The organism is Methylomicrobium album BG8 (assembly GCF_000214275.2).
Classification (GTDB): Bacteria; Pseudomonadota; Gammaproteobacteria; order Methylococcales; family Methylomonadaceae; genus Methylomicrobium; species Methylomicrobium agile.
Map to the genome: position 1 here is coordinate 567,159 of NZ_CM001475.1, position 15,713 is coordinate 582,871.

The 15,713-nt window shown below is 53.6% G+C and carries 12 protein-coding genes; 8 read left to right on the top strand and 4 right to left on the bottom strand.

Features of this window, described 5'->3' with window-relative positions:
- Nucleotides 1-343: 343 nt before the first annotated feature.
- Genes treY through METAL_RS02425 form a run of 4 tightly spaced genes read right to left on the bottom strand, consistent with a single transcriptional unit; the run spans nucleotide 344 to nucleotide 7,090 of the window.
- Nucleotides 344-3,313, bottom strand: coding sequence for a malto-oligosyltrehalose synthase (gene treY, locus METAL_RS02410; protein WP_005369289.1), 2,970 nt, complete (start codon nucleotides 3,311-3,313; stop codon nucleotides 344-346).
- Nucleotides 3,267-5,126, bottom strand: a complete 1,860-nt coding sequence (gene treZ, locus METAL_RS02415; protein WP_213069437.1) for a malto-oligosyltrehalose trehalohydrolase — start codon at nucleotides 5,124-5,126, stop codon at nucleotides 3,267-3,269. Before treZ ends, treY begins: the two co-directional genes overlap by 47 nt.
- Nucleotides 5,127-5,159: 33 nt before the next feature.
- Complete coding sequence (locus METAL_RS02420; RefSeq protein ID WP_005369293.1) at nucleotides 5,160-6,404, bottom strand: glycosyltransferase; 1,245 nt, start codon at nucleotides 6,402-6,404, stop codon at nucleotides 5,160-5,162.
- Entirely contained in the window at nucleotides 6,401-7,090 is a 690-nt protein-coding gene (locus tag METAL_RS02425; RefSeq protein ID WP_005369295.1) for a DUF5752 family protein, read from the bottom strand. The genes METAL_RS02420 and METAL_RS02425 overlap by 4 nt, the downstream gene beginning before the upstream one ends.
- A gap of 1,164 nt (nucleotides 7,091-8,254) precedes the next feature.
- Between METAL_RS02425 and METAL_RS02430 the strand changes: the two genes are divergently transcribed.
- The 8 genes from METAL_RS02430 to METAL_RS20355 all read left to right on the top strand — a co-directional run bounded on the left by METAL_RS02430 (nucleotide 8,255) and on the right by METAL_RS20355 (nucleotide 15,635).
- Nucleotides 8,255-8,983: a hypothetical protein gene (locus tag METAL_RS02430; RefSeq protein ID WP_005369298.1), complete on the top strand. Its 729-nt coding sequence runs from the start codon at nucleotides 8,255-8,257 to the stop codon at nucleotides 8,981-8,983.
- Between the two features lie 225 nt (nucleotides 8,984-9,208).
- Nucleotides 9,209-10,684, top strand: a complete 1,476-nt coding sequence (locus tag METAL_RS19745; RefSeq protein WP_005369300.1) for a PAS domain S-box protein — start codon at nucleotides 9,209-9,211, stop codon at nucleotides 10,682-10,684.
- A 796-nt stretch (nucleotides 10,685-11,480) separates the two neighbouring features.
- On the top strand, nucleotides 11,481-11,804 hold the full coding sequence (locus tag METAL_RS02440; protein WP_005369302.1) for a hypothetical protein: 324 nt from the start codon (nucleotides 11,481-11,483) through the stop codon (nucleotides 11,802-11,804).
- Nucleotides 11,805-11,852: 48 nt separating this feature from the next.
- Nucleotides 11,853-12,131 carry a hypothetical protein gene (locus tag METAL_RS02445; protein ID WP_005369304.1) on the top strand — a complete coding sequence of 93 codons (279 nt, stop codon included), beginning with the start codon at nucleotides 11,853-11,855 and terminating at the stop codon, nucleotides 12,129-12,131.
- A 208-nt stretch (nucleotides 12,132-12,339) separates the two neighbouring features.
- A complete protein-coding gene (locus METAL_RS02450; RefSeq protein ID WP_245549448.1) occupies nucleotides 12,340-13,581 on the top strand; it encodes a dienelactone hydrolase family protein in 1,242 nt (413 codons plus the stop codon).
- 168 nt (nucleotides 13,582-13,749) lie between these two features.
- Nucleotides 13,750-14,271: an EF-hand domain-containing protein gene (locus METAL_RS21420; RefSeq protein ID WP_005369308.1), complete on the top strand. Its 522-nt coding sequence runs from the start codon at nucleotides 13,750-13,752 to the stop codon at nucleotides 14,269-14,271.
- A 208-nt stretch (nucleotides 14,272-14,479) separates the two neighbouring features.
- Nucleotides 14,480-14,680, top strand: coding sequence for a CsbD family protein (locus METAL_RS02460; protein WP_005369309.1), 201 nt, complete (start codon nucleotides 14,480-14,482; stop codon nucleotides 14,678-14,680).
- Nucleotides 14,681-15,059: 379 nt separating this feature from the next.
- Nucleotides 15,060-15,635: a BON domain-containing protein gene (locus METAL_RS20355; RefSeq protein ID WP_005369312.1), complete on the top strand. Its 576-nt coding sequence runs from the start codon at nucleotides 15,060-15,062 to the stop codon at nucleotides 15,633-15,635.
- Nucleotides 15,636-15,713: the final 78 nt, after the last annotated feature.

The window sequence follows — 15,713 nt, forward strand, 5'->3', positions numbered from 1 at the left end:
TGTCGCGTGTAGTAAGGCCCTCACCTTCTGAAGGGTGCCATGCCGTTAAGTCCAGCCAGCCCCGTAGGGTACGCTCGACTGTAGGGATGCAGGAGTTAGGGCAACGCATGGAGCAGTTGCCGAATGCGTACCCTCTCATGTCGAAAGGTATGCACAGCGTACCCTACGGGTGCAGTCGTCTGGCAGTCCCTGACCGGGGCAGGCTCTGCCGGAATGACGTGTTTTCCTTACGAAGGCCATATACCCCAAGTGAAAATGCTCTAGACTTAGCGGTATTGCGGGGTGATCGATTCCTTTTGCCGAAGCGCGCCGATGGCTTTCGGCTCAAGGCCGATGTTCGGTTTTATGGCGCCGATTCGGGAGGCGTCGACATAATCGCAAACGGAAACAGGCCGAAAGAGGAGGGCAGGCAAAGTTGAAGCTGATCCTCGGCCCTTACGGTGCTGGCCCGGCATTGGCCGAACAGATCCCGGTATTCTTCGGGCGCCGCCGGCGGCAGTTCCAGCCGGGTGCCGTTCCAGAAACCGCCCGGCGGCTCGGCCTTGTCGATATATAAAGCGGCGATCAGGCGGGGAACCACGATAATGACGAAATGGTTCCGGTCTTTTCTGGCGAACGCCAAGAGATGCTCGGCGCCGCTGCCCTGGATATTGATTTTCAAGTAGTCGCCGGTCTGGAACAGCGCGGCATGGCGCAGCCGGAAACGTAGCGTCTGCATTACGACAAACAGCTTGATGCGCCCGTCTTCCATCGAAGCGAGCAGGGAACGCAGCAGTTGAAGGCGGTTCTGGTCGGGTTTGGCCAGCATCGCTTCCAGTCGCTCCATCGCCTGATGGCGCCGGTCGAAGTCGGGAGGGCGCCGGTTGTCGGGATCGACCAGCGTAAATTGCCAGAGTTCGCAGCCCTGGTAAATGTCGGGCATGCCGGGCGAGGTCAACTGCAGCACCGTTTGCGCGAGCGCGTTCAACAGGCCGGGCGTTCGAATCCGTTTTTCGAATTCGGTAAATTCCCGTAAAAACATCGGATTGGTGTTGGTGTCCAGGCAGCGGCAGACGAACGCGTCGACGGCCTGTTCGTACTCCTCGTTCGGGTCGATCCAGGACGTGTAAAGTTTCGCTTCGCGGACCGCCTTGATCATATAGGCCCGGATGCGTTCCCGGTAATCCTTCAGCGTGGTCTCGTCCATCGGCGTCAGCGGCCAGGTTCCGATCAGCACTTGATAGAACAGATATTCGTCGTCCCAGACGATCGCGGTCCGGCCCGCCTTCGATTTGGGCCGTTTGGTCAATTTTCGCCAGCGCAGCACGACTTCCTGCCATTGCTGCGGTATCTCGCTCAGCACATTGATCCGGGCGCGCGCGTCGGCGCTGTGCTTGCTGTCGTGCGTGGACAGCGACAGCATGCTGTGCGGCCATTTCTTGAGCCGTTCCTGGTTGAAATAATGGAAGGCATTCACCGAATAGCCCAGATGGCCGGGATCGCCGCCCACTTCATTCACCGAAATGAGCCGGTTGTAACGGTAGCAGGCGGTATCCTCATAGCCTTTCGCCATCACCGGCGCGGTGTATTGCTGCAGCTTCATCGCGAACTTGAGCCGCTCTCTCTCCGAAACCGGCGAATGCTGTTCCAGGAGCAGGATGTTCCGGATGAACTCGAACACGGTCTTGTCGGCGGCGCGGCTGCGCTGCCTGGCCTGTTCGACGGCCCAGTTGATGTATTGGCTGTCTTTTTTGCCGATGCTGTTGCCGTTGATATAGGTCCGGTAGACCGGAAAGCAGGCGACCACTTCCGATAAGGCTTCGCGCAGGGCGTTCAGCGTGTAATCGCGGGTTTTCGGGTTCGCATTGGCGATTTTACCGAGCTGGTTGGCAAGCACGCTCAATTCGCCCCCCATCAGCGTCGTCATCACCCGTTTTTTGGACTGATAGACCAGTTCGCCGAAATCCTGGCGTTTCCTGGCGAAACGGCCGTAACAGCGCGTCAGTTGGGCTTCCGCATTGCCGTCGATGAAAACGCCGTTGACGATATTGGCGAACTCGTAGCCGGTGGTGCCGTGAATCGGCCAGTCGCTGGACAGGTATTCGTAATTGGCGACGATTTTTTCGGCCACGACATAAACCGGGGGCATGTCTTTCGGTTCGGCTTCGATATTCGAGAGGATGGCCGCCATCTTTTTGTTCAGGCGTTCGTAATAGGCGACCGGATCGTACAGCCCGTCCGCATGATCGATCCGGAGTCCCTGAATCTTGCCTTGCCCGAGCTGGGACAGAATCAATTGATGGGTCGTGTCGAACACTTTTTCGTCTTCGATGCGCAACCCGGCCAGGTCGTTGATATCGAAGAACCGGCGGTAATTGATTTCGTCCCCGGCGACGCGCCAGTAAGCCAGGCGGTAAACCTGCTTTTCCAGGAGCGCGTGCATTTCGCCGTTCTCGCCGCCGCTCCGGTTGATTTCCGCCACGCGGTCGGCGATGAAGCGCAGGATCGGCGGATTGTCCGCGCAGAGCCGGGCGAGGTGTTTCTTGAAAACTTCCTTGTCCCGCCGGCGTTCTTCTTTTTTTTCTTCGGTGGTTTCGGTGCTCGGCGGCAGTTTGCTAAAACTGTTGTCGAGGGTCTGGTATTCCGGAAATACCGGGTCGTCCGGCGCGAAAGCCTTCGTCAACTGCGCGTGCTGCGAGTTCAGGATCAGCGGATAGGTCTGCGGATCGACCGGAAAACGGTGCTGGAAATAGTAAATGCCGAATTCGCCGAGGGTGGCGTCAAACTCCAGCGTCAGTTGCCGCTGTTCCAGGATCTCGCCGTACAAGCCGCCGAGCACCGGAATCAGCAGCTTGTTTTGCAGCGCTTGGTTGACGGGATGCCACTCGATGTCGAAAAAGTCGGCATAGCCGGAAGCCTGGCCGTTCTCCAGTACGTCCTGCCACCAGAGATTGTCGCTGCCCATCACGCCCATGTGATTCGGCACGATGTCGGCGATCAGGCCCATGCCGTGGCGCTGCAGTTCGGCGACGAAACGGTCGAACGCTTCGGCGCTGCCGATTTCCGGGTTGATTGCGCCGTGGTCGACGATATCGTAGCCGTGTGTGCTTCCCGGACGGGCCTTCAGGTAAGGCGACACATAACAATGGCTGATGCCGAGGCGGCGTAAATACGGCACCAGCCGGGTCGCTTTCGCGAACGTGAAGCCTTTATTCAATTGCAGGCGGTAAGTCGATACCGGAATCGCCGCTTTTTGGCGCCGGAGTGCGGTTTCGCTGGGTTGTTCCTCACTTTCGCGGGGAAGCGGATAGCCGGCTGTCGACTCGATCATCATCAGGTTCCTCCAGGCAGAACAGGACCGACCACGGCGGTAATTTTCCTTGCCGCAACGTTTCCTGCGGCTCGCCGGCACTGGCGTACAACACCCTGCCGGCGGCAGGGCATTCCGCATTTGCCTCGATAGCGCCCAGGTTGGCGGTCAACGTCAGCATCGCGCCGCCGTTCAACTGCCACTGCACCTGAAGAGAGCGGTCGGCGATCAGCCGGTAGCGGGCTTGTTTTCCGGTGACGCCGTGTAGCCTCGGGATGATTTCGCGCTTGCGGATGCGCAGCAATTCCCGGTGAAAATCCAGCCATTGCCGGTGCGGCAGCAGCGTGATTTCTTCCCAGTGCAGAATCGCCGACTGATAGGTTGGCAGCGCATTCGGCGAAGGTGGAGCGCCGGGCGCCGTTTCGCCTTCGAACTCCGGAAAATCGGCAAACTCCTGCCGCCGCCCTTCCGCCACTTGCCGGCCGAGTTCCTCCGGAAAATCGATAAAATAAGGGAAAGGCCGAGTGCAGGCCCATTCCTCGCCCATGAACAGCAACGGGAGCGAGGGCGCCAGCAAAACGATCGCGGTTGCCGCGCGCACGGCTTCGGCCGGGCAGAGTTCGGTAATCCGCCGGCCTTGCAGCCGGTTGCCGACCTGGTCATGATTCTGCAGGAAGGCGATGAAGGCGGTGAGCGGTAGGTCCGGGCTGGGTTCGCCGCGGGGTTGCCCGGCCCGATAGGGCGAGGTTTCCCCCTGATAGGCGAACCCCTGGGTCAGGCACCGGCCCAGCAGATGCATCGTCCGGTCACGGTAGTCCCGGTAGAATCCGAAGGTTTCTCCGGTCAATAGCACATGCAGGACATGATGCATGTCGTCGTTCCACTGAGCATCGAAATAATGCGGCGGGCTGTTCTTGCCGCGTCTCAAATAATGGCCGGCATTGTTGTCGTTTTCCAGGACCAGGTAGACATGGCGGTCGCAGCCCGGCCCCTGGCGGACCGCGTCGGCCAGTTCCTCCAGAAAGTGGGGGTTCCGGTGATCGAAAATGCTGTGCGCGGCATCGAAACGCAAGCCGTCGAAATGGTATTCTTCGAGCCAATACAGGGCATTGTGGATAAAGTACCGGCGCACCCAGTGGCTTTGCCCGAAGTTGATCGCATTGCCCCAGGCGGTATCCTGGTCCGGGGTAAAAAACTCCGGTGCGTAAAAGCGGAGATAATTTCCTTCGGGCCCGAAATGGTTATAAACCACATCGTTGAAAATCATCAGGCCTTTCGCGTGCGCGGCGTCGACCAGCTCTTTCAGCTCGTCGGGCGTTCCGTAGCAGCTCGCCGGCGCGAACGGCAGCACCCCGTCATAGCCCCAGTTGCGCCGGCCGAAAAAATCGGCGACCGGCATCAGCTGAATCGCGGTGACGCCCAGATCGGCCAGATAATCCAGCTGTTTCCTGACGCCGGCAAAATTGCCTTCCCCGGAAAAAGCCCCGACATGCAGCTCGTAGAACACCGCGCTTTCCCAGGTTCGCCCCTGCCAGTGGTGGTCCTGCCATTGCCAAGCCGCGGGATCGATTACCTGGCTCGAACCGTGCACGTCCTGAGGCTGATAGCGGGAGGCGGGATCCGGCACATGATGCTTGCCGTCGATCAGGTACTGGTAATAAAACCCGGTACCGGCCAGTTCGGTGGTAATGCCGTACCAGCCTTCGTCTTCGGCGGCCATGTGCAGCCTGACTTCGGGGGCATCGCCTTGCAGGCATAACTCGACTTTATCCGCTCCGGGCGCCCACAGGCGGAAGTTCACCCGGCCGTCGTCGAGCAACCGGGTTCCGAAAGGCATCAGATGCGATCTTTTTGTTCCCGCCATGCGTCGTTATCCACTCACTTCGATCCGGTCGTTCGCATGATGCTGCAGTGCAACCATCAAGGTCAGGTGTTCGCGCAACTGGCGGGTCAGGAGAAAGTTTTCGCGCACGAACGCTTTGCCTTTAATCCCCATTTCTTCCATTTTCTGCCTTTGATTCAACAGATAGCGGATCCGCAAGGAGGCGCCTTCAGGGGTATTGACCAGAAACCCGGTATGGAAGTTGATCACCTGCAGGCGAATGCCGCCGGTATCGCCGCCGATCACCGGTTTGCCTTTCCAAAGCGCCTCGGTCACCGTCAGGCCGAAACCTTCCTTGGTGGATTTTTGCAGCACGATATCGGCGAGCCGCTGCAACGCATTGATCGTCCGGTGCGCGTCGGGCGGGAGCAGCAGAATCTTGATGTCGGGGTCATCGCCGGCCGCGAAGCGCACCTCGTTCAGGACGGCTTCGCCTTCCGGGTCGTCGGTGGCGCTCCCGCCGGCCAGCACCATTTGCAGGTTCGGGATATAGCACTTGGCCATCTTGTACGCTTCGATCACCCCGACCGGGTCTTTGAAGCGGTCGAAGCGCGAAACCTGGACGATCATCGGCGCGTCCGGATCGATGCCGAAATGCCCGCGGACCGAATCCAGTTCTTCCTGCGGCAAGTCGATATTCTTGTCGCTCAACGGGTCGATGCTCGGCGAAATGATGTAAGACGGGTGCGGCATCGGCTGGACGAACTGCGGCAGGGAAAAGATGCTCGCGTCGTAGCCGCGCACGAACTGTTCGACGAAACGCCAGGGGCGCCGGTACGGATGGCTGGCATCGATGTGGCAGCGCCAGATCCATTTGCCTTTCCGTTCCTTGCAATATTGCAGCAGCGCCGCCGGTTGCGGGTCGTGGATAAACACGAAATCCGCCTCTTCGAGAATGGGCCGCAATTGATTCGCATTCTGTTCGTTGACTTCGCGGAAATGGTTCAATTGCGTTTCGGGTATGCCGATCTGGTTGCCCTGGATCGCATTGTGCAGGCTCTTGGTGCATTGATAAAACTCGCTGTCTCCGGTAATGACTTCCCAGCGCGCGTCGATCCCCAGTTCCCGGGCCAGCGGCACCATTTTTTCCAGGATTTCGGCGACGCCGCCGCCGACGCGGGTGGAGTTGACGTGAACCATCGTCTTGCCCCGCAGCGGTCTGGTCAACTGCTGCAAATGGCGGATCACGTCCTCGCCGGCCACCGCGGCATAGGATTCCAGCATCGAGGTCATGACACGGTCTCCGTAAAATAGTGTTGAAAAGTGGCGGCCAGTTGTTGGCGTAATTGGGTCAAAGTGACGAAATACGGATCGATCTTCGATAATTGGTCGATCAAAGGCTGGTAAGTCCCTCCGAAAAAGCCCAGCCATTGACGGAAGTCATCGATATTGCTTTCGGTACGGCGGCGCGAGTCGATGAAATGATAAAAAATGCTGTTGGTCGACAGGAGAGGAATCACTCCCACCATCTCTTGCGGCGCGGCCACAGAGGTGCGCGACTCGAATACGACGATCTGCGAGCGGATGAATTGGAAGCGTTGCGAGGCTTGCGACCATTGCAGATATTCGCTTTCTTCGAGACGGTCGTCGATGTACTCCAGCAAGCGGTAGCGCAGGTCTTCGGGATTATTGTAAAAGGTGGGGTCGAGAACGGCCAATTGCTCGGCCAGTTTCGCATCGTGCAGGCTGTGGCGTACCCAGCTTGCAAAATCGTTGATATATTCCGCTTCTTCAAAGTGAGGCAACAACAGATTGCCCCAGAAATGGTAATAAAGACTGTCCGGACTCAGTGTTTCGATATGGTCGCGGAGTTCTTTCAAGGTCGCCGCGCGTTTGTGAGTGGCAATCGCGATCAATGCGCAATCTTTAAAGACAAACCGCGGAATATCGGTTTGAGTTGGGTCATTTACCGCATTCATCAGGATTGACTCCCCCGGTAATCGCACAAAATGGGGCACCGGTGTTTTTCCGAAACATGAGATTTATCCGTTTGCTGAAACTTGTTAACAAACAGGGTTGTTTATGTTTTAAAATAATGTCCAATGTCTAGATTTTTATTTATAACTCATTGGTTGTAAATGGTTTTTGTTTTAAGTAATTTATTAGAGGCAAGGGCTGTTATTCGAGTTCCAATTTTATTGGAATGTTAAATTAGGCATATCAATTAACAAATATTGATAACTTGCGATAATATAAATAGTTATATTCGTTAAGTGATTATTAAATTGCTTGAATGTTTGATGTTTCAGAGTTTCGCTCTTGGTTTTTAGGTTTATTCAAGGGAGTAATCGACGAGCTGACGGTATAGAAAGAGATATTACGAAAAGGGATTTGAAATAACTTAAAATACCTTTAATAAAGCCTCGGTATTTCTTAAACAGTGCCGGTACAATACTGAAGCCGAACCAGGAGCTGAACTTTATTTCTTTATATTATAAAGGCTTAGTTTGAACCAGGGTCGTCGTTTTTTGGGAATTGATATTTCGTATATCCATTTAATATCCGTAGGCCCTCATTATTTGTATATTTACAGTTTTCTGGTTATAAATATAAACTGGTATCCGCTGGCGAAGAGGGCCATGTCGTTAAGTTGAGCCGTCGTCCGGCATTTCCGGCCGGAATGACGCAGTTTTTTAACGGCATCGGTGGAGAGGGGCATTCCCCGAAACCTGACATTAAATCATCATGAGTAAAAATGCGGCTTCGTCAGCGATTCGAGTGAGCGCGGATTGGTTTGACGTGCCGATGAAGAACGGCCGGGCGAGCTACAGGAAGATCGGAACAGGACACGATCGGCTCCGGCAAGCGCGGGCACCCTACCCGGGGATAGGGCGGAGATAGCGGTTATGCCATCGGGTAAAATAGTCAATCTGTATTGCGTTGTAAGGCGTTGTAAATTGATCGGCGCGGGGACATTTGCGTGTAGCTAGCGCTATGCCCGGTCGGATGTTCTATTCGGTTTAGATAATAAAAAGCAATGGAAAATGTTGTATTTAAGGTGCGCCGAACGAAAGGGGTCGATTTTTGCCGGTTTTCGTTTGGTGTTATGCGGATGAAAAATCGATGGCAAACAGGAACATTTTATGAACAAGTACACCCACAACTTTATAAAGGCGTCGCGTCTGGCTCATAAAGAGCTCAGCAGAAGAAACGCCATCCATGAGGCCGGACATGCTGCCGCCATTTATCTGGGCAACAAGCAAAAAGGTTTGCCGCCGGTCTATTTTCGGATTACGATCAATGGTATAGTGCAAAGCGATAGCCAATCAAAACGTCTTCTCGGCGATATCTACGATACCTATATTGCCAAAGTGGAAGGCGGTCGCCTGGTTCAGAATCTGCCCACGTCCTTTGCCGCAGCGACAAAGGATTTTTCCGCCGCCCAGAAACTCGCCTATGAAACCGCATTCGAAGCGGACATCATCAATTTGCTGGCGGGGCCGGTGGTTGAAGCCAAGGATGTCGCCATGCGCAACGACGAACGGGTCGACGCGGGCCGGATTAACGTCAATGCGCTGCAGTATTATGACGGGTCGTATGAACTGGATGTTGTCAGGGAATACTTTGAATGTTTTTTTGATCACGAAGACCTGAAAAAAAGAAAGATCAATGAATTCTTCCTGGCCGCATTCGCTTTCGTCAGCGATTACTCGAACTGGAGCGCCATCAATAGGTTGGCGGATCATATTCTGGCTGACGACAAGCTTATCATTGATTGCGATGAGATTATTTCGGTTCTGGAAGATGAAAGCCGCTTTCCGTTGACCGATTCGGTTTTGTCGAACTCCATGTCATTATCGGGAGGTTTTTGAATTTAAGCTGATTTCGGTCATTATGAACAATTCGCCCTGCATGAAATCCAAAAATAATTATGTAGGCGGAATATGATGATGCGCTGGATCAGCGTTCCACTAAGGTAGAGCTGTTGCCTGAGTTTAGCGGTAAGAATCTGCCCATCTTCGAGGAGGCAGAATCGTAGTAAACGTATCCAAAATCAATATGCTGTTGACAGTTCAAATTTCGATGGAGCTCAACTGATGACTATGAAGACCGATCTACTCTTCGATCAGCTACAAAGGCAGTTGGAGTTGCGCGAAAAAGCCGAAGCTCGAATTGTCCATGTCGCCATAAAAGACCGGGAGGTTCCAAGCCCTGACAAACTGTTGCACGAATTGCGGGTCCACCAGATCGAACTGGAAATGCAAAACGAGGAACTGCGGCGTTCGCAGAGCGAACTGACCGCCTCGCGCGACCGGTACGCCGACCTTTACGATTTTGCGCCGGTCAGTTATTTTACGATTACCTGGGGCGGCGTGATTCTCGAATGCAATCTCACCGGCGCGAAATTGTTCGACACGCCCCGCAAAAAGCTGATCAATCGGCTGTTTGCGCAGTTCATTGCCGATGAAGAAAAAGACCAGTGGCACCGGTTTTTTTGCCAGGCTCGCCAGAATGCGGATAAACAGAGCTGTGAAACGCAGATTCGGCGCGCCGACAGTTCCGCTTTTTATGTACAGATCGACTGTCTGCGCATCGAGATTGACGGCGAACTGCCGATTTTCCGTTTGGCGCTCAGCGACATTTCTTCCCTCAAGCAGGCCGAACAATGCCTGCGCGTGGCTGCCGCGGCTTTCGAGACCCAGGAAGCCATCCTGATCACCGACGCGGATAAGGCCATTCTCCGCTCCAATAAAGCCTTCACCCGGATTACCGGTTACAGCGCGAAAGAAATTGCCGGTCAGACGCCTTCATTTTTTCAATGCGGCCTGCAGGACGATTTGTTTTCGGAATCTTTGTGGATCTCCATGGTGCGCGACGGCTATTGGCAAGGCGAAGCCTGCGAGCGGCGCAAGAACGGCGAGGTTTTTCCCGTCTCGCTCAGCATCACCCAGGTAATCGGGCCCGATGGACGCATCAGCCATTATGTGATCTGTTTTTCGGACATTACCTTGCAAAAGGAAGCTGAAAAGGTCCTGCTGAACAAAAAGGCCTTCCTCGAAAAACAGATCAAGATCATGCATTCGGACCTCGGGAAAGCCAATAAGGAAACTTCCGAAATGAACACCGCTTTGCAGGTGATGCTCAAGCAGCAACAGGCGGAGCTTTCCAAGGCCCAGTTCTCGCTTTCGCAGGAAGCGGAAAGAACGGTGCTGCCTTTTCTGAAAAAGTTGAAAGAGCATACCCGCGATAAAAACGAAATCCGCTTGATCGGCATTCTGGAAGTCAATTTGAAGCATTTGCTGGAATCGTACGGCGTTTCGGAAAGCTTGCCGGCCGCCTATATGAAACTGACTCCGGTCGAAATCCAGGTGGCGTCGATGATCAGGCAGGCCATGCCGACAAAAGTGATCGCTTCGATGCTGAAGCTCTCGCCGGGAACGGTCAATATTCACCGGAAGCACATCCGCAAAAAATTGGGATTGAACAGCCGTTCGTTGAATCTGACCGGCTATTTGATGTCCCTGCATGAGGAGGCTCCGCTCGGCGATCAAAGTGTCTGTTCCGAGCATTGAATTCCAGCTCCGGCGGGTTCGGGCGCATGATGCTTCCGGGATGGGAAACATCATGCGCGGGGCTTTTTAGAGCATTTTCGTTTTGGGTGTACGGTCATAAGCCATGCCGCAAAGTGAGAGGAAACGCGTCATTCCGGCAGGGATTGCCGGACGACTGCATGGATGCGGGAGATACGAGCCCAAGGAAGGGCGAGGTAGATCGCGTCGGGAACACGCGATCGAGAGCAACGCAAGGAGCGGTTGCCGAATCCAGAAGCCAGGGATGGCAAGCTTTAATGCATCCCTGCAGTCTGGATCTCGGCACAAATCTGTCTGGAACAGATTTGCATTGACCCGAAGGGGGCCAGGCAGGAAAGCCTGGCATGAATCCCTGCCGAGATGACGGCTTGACTTAACGGTAGTGCGCCCTTATACGCGATATGAAAATGCTCTAGCCATCTTTCGTCTCTTTTCTTCGTCTCCCTTCAGAATTAGGTTCGGCCGGCTCGTTCTCTTTGATGGGAACGGGGAACCTGACTCGGCCAATGCTCCGGCGGGAGCTAAACCTTCGCTCGTGCCGCCGCGTCCTGCTTCGCGCTATGTCAACTGATTCAAGATGTAAAAAATCATGGAAGTTTTGTGGTATTTCGGATTGAAAACCTCATCCCGGTCTATTAAAAATAGGATATCGATTCTATCTATTCTTTATCATTAATTACCTGTTCTTCAATGTTTACATTTAACTGTCATGTTGTAAATTTAACCAATTAAAAATAAAAAGAACATCTGTTATTAATTAGAGTGAAGGTGGCGAATTATGACTAAGCAAGAGATATCGATAGCGTTTGTTGCAGCTTTTATTATGGTTTTATTTTTCGTTTCACCGCTCGCGCATGCAGCCGGCGCCAGTGAAGAAGAACAACAGGAAGAGTCGTTTAGCGAGCCTGTTCAGGAACTGACCGGAAGGGCGGGAGATATTTCGGTATATTCTCATATTTACGGCGCCGATTTCATGACCGAGCAAGAAAGATGCAACTATCTGCTGAAGCTCGACGGTATGAAGACGAAGGAGGAGAGGGCCGCATTTCGAGCCCGGCACCATAAAGAAATCGATAAGCGGCGCAAAGAAAAGGGCGGCTGACGTTTCCGGTTTTTAAAAAGCAAATAATAACAAAACAATATAGAAGCCATGAAAATTCAAATAATGATGATCGGTGTCATGCTGGCGGTATTATTTTTGATAAATAATCAGGCAAATAACGCGGGAAAAAATAATCTTTCTCCGCCGAGCCTGATCGTCGAAGCGATTGTGCATTATTACCCCCCTGCTTCCGCCGAAGGAGCGGAAGTATTGTTGAAATCCGGAAACCGTTCTGACGAATATCAATCCGGAGCTTTTGAAATCGGCAAAAAAATAGAGCCATCTACAGGCCAGGAGAGATACGTTATCAATACCGATCATTTCTGAATCAGGCTGGCGGTCCGGCTGCAACTTTCTACATTATTATTCGGTCTTCTGTTGATATAGCCCTTATTTCCTGCACTGATCGAACCCAAACTCTTTGGATGCCTCGATGCGGAAAATAAAGCGGCGAATTCTAGCGTATCAGGTTGTTCCGGAGGATGACATGCATTCCCGACGGGTTGTTTGTGCGGCGGTTGTTTTCTTTCTGCTGATGAGCGGTCTTTCGGATGCGTTGGCGAAACGGGTCGATGAAGAGGCTTACCGCTATCCCTACAAGGATCCCTGGATTGCAACCTCTACCGTTTCCCTGATGCAGGGGAAGGAAACCATTCCGGGCGGCGCTATCCGCGATCTTCAGATCAAGATTCTGGAGGGCCGCAATCATCCTTATCTGGAAGGGAAGGGGGAATTGCTTTACCGGTTTTACCAGCAAAAGACCCCGGCTCCTCTCGTTTTCATCCTGCCCGGAGTGGGCAGCTCGGCTTACGCCGGCTCGGCCAGGCAAGTGGCGGAGTTTTTGGCCGGGTACGGGTTTCATGTGCTGGTTCTGCCTTCTCCGTTCCACTGGAATTTCGCTTTGGCGGCAAGCCGTTCCGGCCTGCCCGGCCTGACCGGGAAAGATGCCGAAGATCTTTACCGGGCGATGCAATTAATTCTGAACGAAGTCAAGCAGCGATGGCGGGCGAAAATCGGCAAGATCGGCCTATTGGGATTGAGCGTTGGGGCGCTGGATGCGGCATACGTCGGCAAACTGGATACCGCCCAACATAAAATCGGCATTGCGACTTACCTCTTGATCAATCCCCCCGTCGATCTGTTGAGATCGGTCCGGCGCATCGACGACATGGCCAGCCTCGGCGGCCTGTATAGCGAAAATCAGCGCGACTACCTGGAAAGTTATGCGCTCGGCCTGCTGGGCGAGGCATTGCGCAACGATCCCGGCAGTCCGGACTATTTCCTGGGATGGGATCGCAGGATCGGACTTACGGACAGGCAAATCGGGTATTTGATCGGAGAGCGGATGCAGCGGGCGGTCGGCGATGCCATTTACGCGGCCGATCTGGCCTTGAATCTGGGCATTTTGAGAACTCCGATCAGTTGGGGGGATCGCACTCAGCGGCTTCGGGAGGCTCACTCTTATACGCTGACGGAGTATCTGAAAAAAATTCTTATCGAGCGGCTGCGGCAGATGGGCAACGCACGGATTGATCCGGATGAACTCAATGCCCGGAATAGCCTTCCGGCCATCAAAACGATGCTGGAAAATAATCAGAACTTTTTTTTAATGCACAATCTGGATGATTTTCTGCTTACCGATCAGGATATCGCCTTTCTGGAAAAAACGTTCGGCGACCGCGCCATGATTTATCCTCATGGCGGCCATTTGGGCAATCTTTGGTATTCGGCGAACCAGAAAGATATGCTCGGCATTTTCAGGCCGCTATTGAATTGATCCTATTCTCTGTTGGATATCGTACCGACATTATACTGAAGTTAACTCTATAGTTTCACCGCCTTCGCGTAATCCTCGAATTCCGGTTTATCCGATCTTGATCATCGAGCCGGAAAGAGGCGACATGAAGAATAACATCGGGTTGATAATCCAATAGGGAGAATCGATATGCGTATTTCCAATGGTTTAAATAAAAAGTCCTGGCTGTTGATCGGTTTTTGCGTCGGTTTGCCGGGAGGCGCTCAAGCAGGCGCGATGGGCGGGGCGGACTCCATCAGCTCGCAAGAACGTACGGGCAGTCCCTCGGCTACTTCGCCGGAAGGGACAAGCGGCTCGACGGAAGGCTCCGGCAGTTCGACGGGCGCTAGCGGCAGCAGCGGTTCGCAAGGAAGTTCAGGAACCTCCCGGGGAACGCCGGGTGCTCCAGCGGGAAGTTCGGGCACTTCAGGAACGTCGGGGGGAACCTCGGGTACGCAACAGAGCGGTTCGAGCGGTCTGGGCAGTTCGCAGGGGATGGGCAAAGTCCGGTCTTTCCAAAGCGTGGACAAGAATGGCGACGGCTATGTAACCAAAAACGAGCTGGCCGATTCTCCTTCTTTACTCAAGCATTTTGACCGCGCCGATACCAATAAGGACGCTCAACTGGAAGAAAATGAGTATAAAAAACTCATTATCGAGAATGAGCAATAAGGAATCGGAGAGTTTATTGAAACCGATCTTTTAAAATTATATTGATTTCTTCTGCAGTGCTGGATTTTAGTCTTATGTTTGTTGATGTACAGAATGATTTCCGTCCTTTATGTAGATTTGTTTCTGTCTTGACTCATGTTGTTATCCGGATTTAAGTTCAGTTTTTTTCAGAAGGTTGATCAACGGTTCAGAATTAAGGAAAAACCTTATGAGATATAACCCAACAGACAACAACGAGAGTCAATTCAAGAGTAAGTCAAAAGATAGGCGGCGCAGGCTTGCCGATGATGAACTTGGACGATTTTCAGGCAAATCGGATACTCTCCTCAAGAAGACTCAACGGAAGTACAAGATCGCCAAAAAGGAAGCCGACAAACAAATCAAGGACTGGGAAAAAGCCTACAGTTAGCGCCATGATCCGTTCAAGGACCTTAGGCGAATCTTATTGTTAGCGCCGGTAAAGCAGCCGACGTTAATGATTCTGCCAAATTCCAAGGCAAATAACACGAGGAGCATGAAAGATGAACACGAATAAAATTTTTATGACGATTTTTTTGAGTTTCCTTCTGGCTTTGGCCGGATGTCAGAAAGACGGCTCGGGCAGCAAGTCAGGCCAGGGAACGCAAAGCTCCGGTACGGGCTCGACCCAGGGTTCGGGATCTACGGGAACGGCGGGCTCAGGCACCGGCACGGAGCCAAGCGGAATCAGTCCGGGCGGCGAAACCGGTTCGGGCTCGGGCACCGGAACGAGATAGAGAATCTAACCCACCTGCACGAGAGGCATGAAAATGAGCCTAAACAGAACTTTTATGACGATTTTTTTGAGTTTCCTTCTGTCGGCGGCCGGATGCGAAAAAGACGGCTCGGGCGACAGGACGGGGCAACCCCCGACGCCGGAAACAAGACGCTCCGACACCGGAATGAGCTCGACGCAGGGATCGGAATATGCGGCAACAGGGAGTGTTGCCGATCCGACCCGAGCGGGAGGCGAAAGAGCCTCGGGTTTCGGAAGTCCGGAGAGCCCGGGAGCGGGGCCGGGTGCCTCCGGGACGGCAAGGTCGGGCAGCGGAACCGGCATGGAGGAGCGCGAGGCAGGCGCCGAAGAGCCAAGGACCGGGCTCGAAGAGGCCAGCGATTATATGGACGATTCGGTCATTACGGCTAAAATCAAGCAGGACATCCTGAGCGATCCGCTGCTTAAAGCCGCTCAAATCGATGTGGAAACCGAAAATGGCGTAGTCAAGCTTTCCGGGGTCGTCGATTCCCAGCAAAGTATCGATAGAGTCAAGGCCATTGCACAAAGCGTCACGGATGTGAAAGCGGTGGAAAGCGAACTTGCCATCAGGGAAGGCGGTAGTAAATAACCATTGAAGATGCATCGCATTGCAAGCTGCTGTCCTGACCGGAAGTTTCAGTTTGTAATGCCATGTAAAAATAACGAA

Bases quoted from the DNA above. Each gene is read 5' to 3' on its own strand.
- treY (WP_005369289.1), bottom strand. From the start codon at position 3,313: ATGATGATCGAGTCGACAGCCGGCTATCCGCTTCCCCGCGAAAGTGAG.
- treZ (WP_213069437.1), bottom strand. From the start codon at position 5,126: ATGCCTTTCGGAACCCGGTTGCTCGACGACGGCCGGGTGAACTTCCGC.
- METAL_RS02420 (WP_005369293.1), bottom strand. From the start codon at position 6,404: ATGACCTCGATGCTGGAATCCTATGCCGCGGTGGCCGGCGAGGACGTG.
- METAL_RS02425 (WP_005369295.1), bottom strand. From the start codon at position 7,090: ATGAATGCGGTAAATGACCCAACTCAAACCGATATTCCGCGGTTTGTC.
- METAL_RS02430 (WP_005369298.1), top strand. From the start codon at position 8,255: ATGAACAAGTACACCCACAACTTTATAAAGGCGTCGCGTCTGGCTCAT.
- METAL_RS19745 (WP_005369300.1), top strand. From the start codon at position 9,209: ATGACTATGAAGACCGATCTACTCTTCGATCAGCTACAAAGGCAGTTG.
- METAL_RS02440 (WP_005369302.1), top strand. From the start codon at position 11,481: ATGACTAAGCAAGAGATATCGATAGCGTTTGTTGCAGCTTTTATTATG.
- METAL_RS02445 (WP_005369304.1), top strand. From the start codon at position 11,853: ATGAAAATTCAAATAATGATGATCGGTGTCATGCTGGCGGTATTATTT.
- METAL_RS02450 (WP_245549448.1), top strand. From the start codon at position 12,340: ATGAGCGGTCTTTCGGATGCGTTGGCGAAACGGGTCGATGAAGAGGCT.
- METAL_RS21420 (WP_005369308.1), top strand. From the start codon at position 13,750: ATGCGTATTTCCAATGGTTTAAATAAAAAGTCCTGGCTGTTGATCGGT.
- METAL_RS02460 (WP_005369309.1), top strand. From the start codon at position 14,480: ATGAGATATAACCCAACAGACAACAACGAGAGTCAATTCAAGAGTAAG.
- METAL_RS20355 (WP_005369312.1), top strand. From the start codon at position 15,060: ATGAGCCTAAACAGAACTTTTATGACGATTTTTTTGAGTTTCCTTCTG.